Origin of the sequence: uncultured Aquincola sp. (assembly GCF_964001545.1) — a bacterium.
GTDB lineage: Bacteria > Pseudomonadota > Gammaproteobacteria > Burkholderiales > Burkholderiaceae_C > Aquincola.
Map to the genome: position 1 here is coordinate 33259 of NZ_CAXFDV010000667.1, position 11020 is coordinate 44278.

Sequence of the window (11020 nt, forward strand, 5' to 3'; positions counted from 1 at the left end):
CCTCCAAGACAAGCCTATGAAGATCCACGAGTACCAAGGCAAAGAAGTGCTGCGCCAGTTCGGCGTTCCGGTGCCGCGCGGCTACCCCGCGTTCACCGTGCAGGAAGCCGTTGAAGCGGCCCAGAAACTGGGCGGCAGCGTCTGGGTCGTCAAGGCGCAGATCCACGCCGGCGGCCGCGGCAAGGGCGGCGGCGTCAAGCTGGGCCGCTCGATGGAAGACGTGACGAAGCTGGCGGGCGAGATCCTGGGCATGCAGCTGGTCACGCACCAGACCGGCCCCGAAGGCCAGAAGGTCCGGCGCCTGTACATCGAAGAAGGCGCGGACATCCAGAAGGAGTTCTACGTCTCGCTGGTGACCGACCGCGGCACCCAGAAGGTGGCCCTGATCGCCTCGTCCGAAGGCGGCATGGACATCGAGGAAGTGGCCCACTCCACCCCCGAGAAGATCATCACCGAGATGATCGACCCGCTGGCCGGCCTGACCGACGAGCAGGCCGCGAAGGTGGCCAAGGCCATCGGCATGGAAGGCCACACCGTGGACCAGGCCGTCACGCTGTTCAAGAACCTGTACCGCTGCTACATGGAGACGGATGCCTCGCTGGTCGAGATCAACCCGCTCAACCGTGACGGCAAGGGCAACCTGATCGCGCTGGACGCCAAGTTCAACTTCGATTCCAACGCCCTGTTCCGCCACCCGGAAATCGTCGCCTACCGCGACCTGGACGAAGAAGACCCGGCCGAGATCGAAGCCAGCAAGTTCGATCTGGCCTACATCAGCCTGGACGGCAACATCGGCTGCCTGGTCAACGGCGCCGGCCTGGCCATGGCCACCATGGACACCATCAAGCTGTTCGGCGGCGAGCCGGCCAACTTCCTGGACGTGGGCGGTGGCGCCACCGCCGAGAAGGTCACCGAAGCCTTCAAGATCATGCTGAAGAACCCGGAGGTCAAGGGCATCCTGGTGAACATCTTCGGCGGCATCATGAAGTGCGACACCATCGCCACGGGCGTGATCACCGCCTGCAAGGCCGTGAACCTGAGCGTGCCGCTCGTCGTGCGCATGAAGGGCACGAACGAGGAAATCGGCAAGAAGCTGCTCGCCGAGTCCGGCCTGCCGATCATCAGCGCCGACACCATGGCCGAAGCCGCGACGAAGATCGTCGCCGCCGTGAAGTAAGACGGGAGCAGATTCATGTCGATCTACATCAACAAAGACACCAAGGTCATCACCCAGGGCATCACCGGCAAGACGGGCCAGTTCCACACGCTCGGCTGCCAGGCCTATGCCAACGGCAAGAACGCTTTCGTTGCGGGTGTGAACCCCAAGAAGGCCGGCGAGAAGTTCGAAGGTATTCCCATCTACGCCAGCGTCAAGGAAGCCGCGGGCCAGACGGGCGCCACCGTCAGCGTGATCTACGTGCCGCCCGCGGGCGCCGCGGCCGCCATCTGGGAAGCGGTGGAAGCCGACCTGGACCTGGTGATCGCGATCACCGAAGGCATTCCCGTGCGCGACATGCTGGAAGTGCGCAACAAGATGAAGGCCAAGGAAGCGGCCGGCGGCAAGAAGACGCTGCTGCTGGGCCCCAACTGCCCGGGCCTGATCACGCCGGACGAGATCAAGATCGGCATCATGCCCGGTCACATCCACCGCAAGGGCCGCATCGGCGTCGTGTCCCGTTCGGGCACGCTGACCTATGAAGCCGTGGCGCAGCTGACCGAAATCGGCCTGGGCCAGTCCAGCGCCGTCGGCATCGGTGGCGACCCGATCAACGGCCTGAAGCACATCGACGTGATGAAGGCCTTCAACGACGATCCGGACACCGACGCGGTGATCATGATCGGCGAGATCGGTGGCCCGGACGAAGCCGAAGCCGCCCGCTGGTGCAAGGACAACATGAAGAAGCCGATCGTCGGCTTCATCGCGGGCGTCACCGCGCCTCCGGGCAAGCGCATGGGCCACGCCGGCGCGCTGATCTCGGGCGGCGCCGACACCGCGGACGCCAAGCTGGCGATCATGGAAGAGTGCGGCTTCAAGGTCACCCGCAACCCGTCGGAAATGGGCAAGCTGCTCAAGGCACTGCTGTAAACCTGCCAGGGCGGCACCCGTTGCGCCGTGCGTAGAGCTACGTACGCGCGCCACGGAACCAAAGCCTAAACTGCGGAATCAGCGCTGGCGCCTTGTGCCGGCGCCCCCGCACCCCGGGGCCTGATGCTCACGCATCGGGCCTTTTGCTTTTCTCGCCGCCCTTCGGAGATTGCTTCCCATGGACTTCGCCTCCGCCACATTCTGGGCCGCGCTGGGTTCCATCATCCTGGCCAACGTCCTGCTGTCGGGCGACAACGCCGTGGTGATCGCCCTGGCCGCCCGCTCGCTGCCCGCGCACCAGCAGAAAAAGGCCATCTTCTTCGGCAGCGCCGCCGCCATCGTGATGCGGATCGCGCTCACGCTGCTGGCCGTCAAGCTGCTGGCCCTGCCTTACCTCAAGATCATCGGCGGCATCGCGCTGGTGTACATCGGCGTCAGCCTGCTGGTGGAAGACGACGGCGGTGAAGACGAAGGCGCGGGCGCCGGCCATTCCAGCATGCTCACCGCCATCCGCACCATCCTGGTGGCCGACCTGGTGATGAGCCTGGACAACGTGCTGGCCGTGGCCGCCGCCGCCAAGGGCGACACCGTACTGCTGGTGCTGGGCCTGGGCATCAGCATTCCGCTGATCATCTTCGGCAGCACCATGCTGCTCAAGGTGATGGAGCGCTTCCCGCTGATCATCACGCTGGGCGCGGCGCTGCTGGGCTTCCTGGCCGGCGAGATGACGCTGACCGACCCGGCCGTGGACACCTACTTCGGCCACCAGTCGCACCTGGCCGTCAACGCCGCCGGCACCATCGGCGCCATCCTGGTGGTGGTGCTGGGCCTGTACCTCAAGCGCCGGCATTCGGCGCAGGCAGCGGCTTCGGCCACCTGATTTTGTAACGCTCACCTAGAATTTTCCGCTGAAGGGGAGTAGCTCCGGCGCCAGGCGGTGATACCGCCGGCGCCTTCGACAGATCGTCAAGACGAAGCCGGGAAGGCTTCCGGTCTGTCGGGCAGTGCCAGCCCAGGCCTGCCGAGCAAGACCTTCGACGTTTCCGTCCGCACTGCGGCGGTTGGCGCTCGAAGGCTTGCACGCACCCTCACCCGGTGCCCCAGCCGCCTTCGAAGGGCAACCCGGCTGCGGACGATCTCGACGATCCCTGTCCGCACCTAGGAGTTGCCCATGACCTTCCTGTCTCCCGAATGGCTGTCCGCCCTCGCGTCGATCGTGCTGATCGACCTCATCCTGGCCGGTGACAACGCGATCGTGATCGCGCTGGCCGCCCGCAGCCTGCCCACCCACCTGCAGAAAAAGGCCATCCTGTGGGGCACCGTGGGCGCCATCGTCGTGCGTTCGCTGATGACGCTGGTGGTGGTGTGGCTGCTGCAGATCCCCGGCCTGATGCTGGCCGGCGGCCTGGGCCTGGTGTGGATTGCCTACAAGCTGCTGGTGCCCGGCGGCGATGAAGAACACGGCGGCGCCGGCGCGACCACTTTCTTCGGCGCGATGAAGACCATCATCGTGGCCGATGCGCTGATGGGCGTGGACAACGTGCTGGGCGTGGCCGGTGCCGCGCATGGCGCCTTCGACCTGGTGGTCATCGGCCTGCTCATCAGCGTGCCCATCGTGGTGTGGGGCAGCAGCGTGGTGCTCAAGCTGGTCGACCGTTTCCCGGTCATCAGTTATCTGGGCGCCGGCGTGCTGGCCTTCACCGCCGCCAAGATGATCGTCGGTGAGCCGCTGCTCAAGCCGGTGTTCGACCCCAACGAGGTCGCGCGCTGGGCGGTCTACGCCGTGGTGATCGCCGGCGTGCTGCTGGCCGGCCGCATGATGGCCCGCCGCGCCGAGGCGCACACCGGCGCGGCCTGACGCCCCACCATTTCCGTCGATGCCCATCGGCGCCGCCGTGCTAAGGTCCGCGCCCAAAAGGATGGACACGGGTTTTGTCAGGGCATGGGGGATTCGACGAAGCGGCCGATCGGCCCCGCCCAAGGCAGTGAACGGCTGCTGCAGCGGGACAGCGAGTTCGACGGCTACCGCATCCACCGTGTGCTCGGCCGTGGCGCCATCGGCACGGTGTACCTGGCGTCCAACCGGCGCGGCAAGCTGCTGGCGCTCAAGACCATCGACCTGGCCCGCCAGTTCGAGCGCGACGAACTGCCGCTGGCCCGCGAGCGGCTGGCGCTGGAGACGCTGACCACCTCGCGCCTGCGCCACCCGCACATCGTGCGCGTGTACGGCTGCGGCGAGCGCCGCGGCCTGGCCTACCTGGCGATGCAGGCGCTGCCCGGCTGCACGATGGAGCGCTACACGCAGCGCCGCCACCTGCTGCCCGAGCCGCTCGCGCTGCAGCTGGCCGCGTCGGTGGCCGACGGCCTGGCCCACGCCCATGCCCAAGGCGTGGTGCACCGGGACATCAAGCCCGCCAACGTGATGGTGGAGCTGCCGACCCGGCGGGTGAAGATCACCGACTTCGGGCTGGCGCGGCTGACCGACGGCACCCGCACGCGCACCGGGCTGGTCCTGGGCACGCCCGCCTTCATGGCGCCCGAGCTGCTGGCCGGCGCGCCGCCGCACCCGGGCAGCGACCTGTATGCGCTGGGCGTGCTGCTGTTCCAGCTGCTCACCGCGCGCCTGCCTTACGAAGGCGAGTCGATGGGCACGCTGCTGCGCGCCATCGCCGGCGGCCCGCCGCAGTCGCTGCGCGGCCTGCGGCCTGACCTGCCGGCCGAGCTGGCCAGCCTGAGCGAGCGCCTGCTAGACCGCACACCCCGCGCCCGCCCGGCCGATGGCCTGCTGATCGCGCGGCAGCTGCGCGAGCTGGCTGCCGGCTGGCCTGCGCGGCTCGTGTCAAAAGGTGCCGCCAGCTTCACCCGCTGACCACGCCCAGTGACAAAAGAGCACAATCCGCCGACCCCATTCACCGCCGCAGCGCGCCCAGATGCCCATCGAGTTTTTCAGTGCCATCGACACCGGTCGGGCCCGCAGCAACAACGAAGATGCCGTGGCCCTGGACGAGCGCGCTGCCCTGGCGGTCCTGGCCGATGGCATGGGCGGCTACAACGCCGGTGAAGTGGCCAGCGGCATGCTCACCACCTTCATCCAGGCCGAACTGGGCCGTTGGCTCCATGAAGCCAGCGCGCAGGCCTCCGATGCCGACGTGCGCCGGGCGATGGACATCTGCGTGGACAACGCCAACCGCGCCATCTTCAACGCCGCCAATGCCAACCCGCAGTACGCCGGCATGGGCACGACGCTGGTGCTGTCGGTGTTCCGCGAGCAGCGCCTGCTGCTGGGCCACGTGGGCGATTCGCGCGCCTACCGGCTGCGCGCCGGCCGGCTGGCGCAGCTCACGCGCGACCACTCGCTGCTGCAGGAGCAGCTGGACGCCGGCCTCATCACGCCCGAGCAGGCGGCCTATTCGGCCAACAAGAATCTGGTGACCCGCGCCGTGGGCGTGGAAGACACCGTGCTGCTGGAAACCCACCTGCATGCCACCGAGCCGGGCGACCTGTACCTGATGTGCTCCGACGGACTGTCGGACATGGTGCCGGACGCCCGCATCGCCCAGGTGCTGCTGTCGCACGAGTCGCTGCCGGCCGCCGGCCGCGGCCTGATCGACGCAGCCAATGAGGCGGGTGGAAAGGATAATATTGCCGTGATTCTGGTCCGCGTTCAGGACGGCGCCGCCGGTGCCTCGCGCCCCTGGTGGCGCTTCAAACGCTAGGCCTCACCGCATCACCATTCACACGCCGGTCAGCCGCGTCTGCCGGCAGACGTCAAACACAAGGTCAAGCATGGGCAAACTGGTCGTTTCGCTGGATGGCGTGGTCATCAAGGAAGTCCAGATCACCAAGGACAAGACCACCCTCGGCCGCCGCCCGTACAACGACATCGTCATCGACAACCTGGCGGTCAGTGGCGAGCATGCGGTGCTGCAGATGGTGGGTGCCGACGTCTTCATCGAAGACTTGAACAGCACCAACGGCACCTACATCAACGGCAAGGCCATCAAGAAGCAGCTGCTGGCCCACAACGACACGGTCGAGATCGGCAAGTACAAGATCAAGTACCTGGTCGAAGAAGGCAACGAGTACGAGAAGACCATGGTCGTGCGCCCCGGCGGCACGGTGCCCGGGGTCTCGCCCTCTTACGCGCAGACCGCGCCAGCGCCGGTGTCCAGCTTCGGCAACCTGGGCGGCGCGGTGGGCACGGCGTCCATCAAGGTGCTCAATGGCGCTGCGGCCGGCCGTGAAGTCACGCTGACCAAGGTGGTCACCACCGTCGGCAAGCCCGGCGTGCAGGTGGCCTCCATCACCAAGCGGCCGGGCGGCTATGTGCTGGCGCACGTGGAAGGCAGCTCGCGCCCCACGGTCAATGGCGTGCCGCTGGTGGGCGAATCGGTGCCGCTGAAAAACGGCGACGTGATCGAGCTGGCCGGCACCCAGATGCAGTTCATCCAGGCCTGATCGCACAGCGGCGCGCCCGGCGCGCGCTGCTTCTGCCGTGAACGGCCGCCGACGCACCACGCTGGTTGCCACGGCCTTCTGGGCCGTGCTGCTGCTGCTGGGCATCGGCCATGCCAGCCGGCTGCTGCCGCTGGAGCTGATCGAGCGGCTGGACCAGGCGCTGGCCGACACCCGCACCCGCTGGACCGCGCAGCCCGGCGTGCCGCCGCGCATCGCCATCATCGACATCGATGAAGCCAGCCTGGCCGAATTGGGCCGCTGGCCCTGGCCGCGCGAGCGGCTGGCGCGGCTGACCGACGAGCTGTTCGAGCGGCAGCAGGTGGCGGCGGTCGGCTTCGATCTGGTGCTGGCCGAGCCCGATGCCGGACCGGTGGCCGCGCTGCAGCAGCTGGCGCTGGACGACCAGACCCTGGCCGCCCGCCTGCCGGCGCTGCGGCGTCAGCTGGACAACGACGCGGTGCTGGCCCGTGCACTCACCCAGCGCCCGGTGGCCCTGCCTTTCTACCTGACCAGCGACCGCGCCGGCGCCCGCAGCGGCCAGCTGCCGCCGCCACTGGCCACGCCGCTGCCCGACCCGGTGCCGGCCGGCCTGCCGCGCTGGAACGGCCATGGCGCCAGCCTGGCGGCACTCACTGCGGCCGCGCCGGCCGGCGGCTTCATCAACGCACTGCCGGATGACGACGGGCTGATCCGCTCGGCGCTGCTGGTGGCCGCTTATGCCGACGGCGATGGCCCGCCGCACCTGTACGAGTCGCTGGCCCTGGCCGTGTGGCGGCTGGGGGAGCAGGCCGCGGCGCCCACGCTGGAAGTGGCCGCCTCACCCAGCGGCCCGGCGCTGGTGGCGCTGCACCTGGGCGCACGGCGCATCGGGGTGGACGAGCGCGGCGCGGTGCAGGTGCCCTTTCGCCGCCACGCGGGGCCGATGTCGGGCGCCTTCGAGCGCCACGGCGCCGCCGACGTGCTGGCCGGCCGGCTGCCCGCGGGTCGCCTGGCCGGCTACCGTGTGCTGGTGGGCACCACGGTGCCCGCGCTGGGCGATCTGCGGGCCACCCCGGTGCATCCGGCGCAACCGGGCGTGGAGATCCACGCTTCCTTGCTTGCCGGCCTGGACGCAGGCCGCCTGCCGGTGCGGCCCGACTGGGCGGCCGGCTACGAGGTGTGCCTGCTGCTGGCCACCGCCCTGGTACTGGGTCTCGGCCTGCGGCGGCTGACGGCCCTGGGCAGCGTGGCCTGGAGCGTCGGCGTGCTGGTGGTGCTGCTGTGCACCAACCTGTACGCCTGGCAGGCGCAGGGGCTGGCGCTGCCGCTGGCCTCGGCATTGGTGCTGCTGTTCACCGGTTTTGCGGGCGTCATGGCCTGGGGCTACCTGGTGGAAGGCCGCTCGCGGCGCAGCCTGGTGCGCCTCTTCGGCACCTACGTGCCGCGCGAGCTGGTGCGGCGCATGGCGCGCGAACCCGAGCGTTACACCAGCGCCGCCCTGCTGGCCGAAAACCGCGAGCTGACGCTGCTGTTCTGCGACCTGCGCGGCTTCACCACCCTCTCGGAGCACTTGGAGCCGCTGGCGCTGCGCGAGCTGCTGAACCTGTTCTTCTCTCGCATGACGGCCGTGATCCACGCCCATGGCGGCACGCTGGACAAGTTCATCGGCGATGCGCTGATGGCCTTCTGGGGCGCGCCGCTGCCCGAGCCGCGCCATGCCGCACTGGCGCTGCAGGCCGCGCAGGCCATGGGCCACGCACTGGCCGCGCTGAACGCGGAACTGCGCGCCCGCGGCCAGCCCACGCTGTCGATGGGCATCGGCCTGCACACCGGCGTCGCCTGCGTGGGCGACATGGGCTCGGACCTGCGCCGCGCCTACACCGCGCTGGGCGACAGCGTGAACCTCGCCTCGCGCATCGAAGGGCTCACCCGCCGCTACGGCGTCGACCTGCTGGTCAGCGCCGCCACCCGCGAGGCAGTGATCGGCACCGACCCGGCGGCCGCAGCCGACCTGCCGTGGGTGGAGGTGGGCGAGGTGCAGGTCAAGGGGCGCCAGCAACCCGTGAACCTGTTCACGCTCGACGGCAGGCCGGCAGCGCCGGGCTCGGCGCGGGCCACGCAACTGCGCAATTGGCAGCTTGCGCTGGCTGCGGCGCGCTCGCAACATTGGGCCGAAGCCGACACCCACTGCGCCGCACTGCGAGCCAGCGTTTCCGAAGGCGACCTGCTGTGGCACCTTCAGCAGGCGCTGGCCCAGCACCCCACCCGCCCCTGAGGCGGCGCCCCTCCACCCGACCCCTGCCCCGTCCCGCCCCATGAAGATCCGTGTCCTCGGCTGCTCCGGTTCCATTGCCGCCGGCAGCCGAACCACCTCGTTCCTGCTGGACGACGACGTGCTCATCGATGCCGGCACCGGCGTGGGCGACCTGACGCTGGACGAGCTGGCCCGCATCGACCACGTGCTGGTGAGCCACAGCCACCTGGACCACATCCTGGCCATTGCCTTGCTGGCCGACAGCGTGATGCGCCGCCGCACCGCCGCCGGCCGGCCGCCGATCCAGGTGCATGCGCTGGCCCCCACGCTGGACGCGCTGCGCCAGCATGTGTTCAACGGTGTCATCTGGCCCGACTTCACCCAGCTGCCGCGACCCGAGCAGCCCATCCTGGCGCTGGTGCCGCTGGTCACCGGCGACGTGCTCACGTTGGGCACGCGCCGCATCGAGGTGCTGCCGGCCGAGCACACCGTGCCGGCGGTGGGTTATGCGCTGCTGCAGGACGCGCCGAGCCGCGACGCCCGCTGGGTGTTCACCGGCGACACCGGCCCCAACCCGCAGCTGTGGCACACGCTGCGCGGCCGCCGCATCGGCCACCTGGTCATCGAAACCGCCTTCGGCGACGACGAGCAGGCACTGGCCGAACTGAGCAGCCACCTGTGCCCCCAGACCCTCGGCCAGGAACTGGCCCAGCTGCCCGGCCGGGTGAGCGTGCACATCACCCACATCAAGCCCGGCGAGGTGGAGCCGGTGATGGCGCAGGTGCAGCAGCTGGGCAGCCGCCACGAGCTCAACGCCCTGCGTACCGGCCAGGAGATCGATCTGGGCTGAAGACTGACGTTTTGCGTCACCTGCTGCCGCAACGCGGCTCACCCGGGTGACCAGAAATGTCAGGCCATGTGCGGAACCGCACGATCGGGCGCCCTGCCAGCGCTTTCGCAGGCCCGGCACGGTGGCTGCAAACAGGAGTCTCGACTGCGGTCTCAAGTCACCCCGCCATCTTCCCTAGGAGCAACACCCATGAAGCGCGTCCAACAAGGTTTCACCCTCATCGAACTGATGATCGTCGTGGCGATCATCGGCATTTTGGCTGCCGTGGCGCTGCCGGCTTACCAGAACTACACGATCAAGGCTAAGGTCGGCAATGCGCTGCGCGCCGCCGATTCGGTCAAGACGGCCGTGGGTGTGTGCATCCAGGAACAAGGGGGCATCGCCACCGGCTGCAACGCCGGTGCTCTGGGCGTTCCTGCCTTCACCGCCACCAAGGAAGTGGCCTCGGCAACGACTACCAACGGCGTCATCGTGCTGACCCTGGCCACTGGCATCGGCAATGGTGTGGATGGCCAGACGATCACCTTCACGCCCACGATTGGCACCAGCGCCATCACCTGGAACAACACCACGACGGTCACTCAGGCCGAAGCCCTCGCGCTGATTCAGAAGAACAACATGTAAGGATGTTGACGGCGACGTGGCCTCGCGAGGGCCCGCCGCACATGCAAGACCAGAAGGGTCCGCTGATGCGGACCCTTTTTGCTTCTGCACCGTGAACCGCGGGCTGTCAGCGTTCGGCACCTGCCCCACCTGTGCGAAAGTCCCCGCTTTCCGCACAGCACCACCGTCCATGGCGCGCACGCATTTCCTCTTTCCTTTCGGCCACCGGTGAACCAGCGCCCGCTTCTTCAGGGCGCCGGCTGGCTGGCCTTGCCGGCGGCTGTGGTGCCTGCGCTCATCGCGTTCAATGAGCCGCCTTCTTCCACCTTCTACAACCAGGCCGCAGCCGCTGTGCTGTGGGGGCTGTTCGCCGCGCTGAGCGTTGCCGGCCCCGGAGCCGGCTCTGCCGGTCCGCGCCGGTCCCCATGGGCCGCGCTGTGGCCGCTGGCCGTGCCCCTGCTGCTGCTGACCGGCTCGTCGCTGGCTTCTTCCGTCTGGGGCCACCTGCCCATCACGCTGGGCCGGTTGTCCGCCCTGTCGCTGCTGGGCGCGCTGGTGATGGTGGGGGCGGGGTGGGCTGCGATGGCCCGGGGGCAGGGTCGGGTGTTGCCGGCGGTGTTCGTGGCCTGGCTGCTGGTCGGGGTGCTGAGCACCGCCATCGGCGTGGTGCAGGTGTTTGCGCCGGAGCTGGCCGATGGCAACGTGGTGGCCCGCACCGGGCTGCTGGGGCGCGCCGTGGGCAATCTGCGGCAGCCCAACCACCTGAGCAGCCTGCTGCTGTGGTCGGCCA

Annotated in this window: 11 protein-coding genes; all 11 read left to right on the forward strand. The window is 69.0% G+C overall.

All coding sequences use genetic code 11. The annotated features are described in order from the left end of the window. The first annotated feature begins 16 nt into the window (after window positions 1–16). Window positions 17–1177, forward strand: coding sequence for an ADP-forming succinate--CoA ligase subunit beta (sucC, locus tag ABNT58_RS23460; RefSeq protein ID WP_348755816.1), 1161 nt, complete (start codon window positions 17–19; stop codon window positions 1175–1177). A gap of 15 nt (window positions 1178–1192) precedes the next feature. Further along, window positions 1193–2086 (forward strand): succinate--CoA ligase subunit alpha, encoded by an 894-nt coding sequence (gene sucD, locus ABNT58_RS23465; RefSeq protein WP_250198581.1) that lies wholly within the window; start codon window positions 1193–1195, stop codon window positions 2084–2086. Between the two features lie 178 nt (window positions 2087–2264). Further along, the gene (locus ABNT58_RS23470) at window positions 2265–2966 is read left to right on the forward strand and encodes a TerC family protein (RefSeq protein WP_348755817.1); all 702 of its coding nucleotides are present in this window, start codon (window positions 2265–2267) and stop codon (window positions 2964–2966) included. Window positions 2967–3257: 291 nt separating this feature from the next. After that, window positions 3258–3944, forward strand: a complete 687-nt coding sequence (locus ABNT58_RS23475; RefSeq protein WP_348755818.1) for a TerC family protein — start codon at window positions 3258–3260, stop codon at window positions 3942–3944. An 84-nt stretch (window positions 3945–4028) separates the two neighbouring features. Next, the gene (locus ABNT58_RS23480; RefSeq protein ID WP_348755819.1) at window positions 4029–4955 is read left to right on the forward strand and encodes a serine/threonine-protein kinase; all 927 of its coding nucleotides are present in this window, start codon (window positions 4029–4031) and stop codon (window positions 4953–4955) included. Window positions 4956–5016: 61 nt separating this feature from the next. Next, entirely contained in the window at window positions 5017–5802 is a 786-nt protein-coding gene (locus ABNT58_RS23485) for a Stp1/IreP family PP2C-type Ser/Thr phosphatase (RefSeq protein ID WP_348755820.1), read from the forward strand. 70 nt (window positions 5803–5872) lie between these two features. After that, window positions 5873–6544, forward strand: a complete 672-nt coding sequence (locus tag ABNT58_RS23490; RefSeq protein ID WP_348755821.1) for an FHA domain-containing protein — start codon at window positions 5873–5875, stop codon at window positions 6542–6544. Window positions 6545–6581: 37 nt separating this feature from the next. Then, complete coding sequence (locus ABNT58_RS23495; protein ID WP_348755822.1) at window positions 6582–8798, forward strand: adenylate/guanylate cyclase domain-containing protein; 2217 nt, start codon at window positions 6582–6584, stop codon at window positions 8796–8798. Window positions 8799–8838: 40 nt separating this feature from the next. Beyond that, window positions 8839–9627, forward strand: a complete 789-nt coding sequence (locus tag ABNT58_RS23500) for a 3',5'-cyclic-nucleotide phosphodiesterase (RefSeq protein WP_348755823.1) — start codon at window positions 8839–8841, stop codon at window positions 9625–9627. Between the two features lie 189 nt (window positions 9628–9816). Next, entirely contained in the window at window positions 9817–10251 is a 435-nt protein-coding gene (locus tag ABNT58_RS23505; protein ID WP_348755824.1) for a pilin, read from the forward strand. A 207-nt stretch (window positions 10252–10458) separates the two neighbouring features. Then, on the forward strand, window positions 10459–11020 hold a 562-nt coding region (locus ABNT58_RS23510; RefSeq protein WP_348755825.1), incomplete at its 3' end, for a pilin glycosylation ligase domain-containing protein.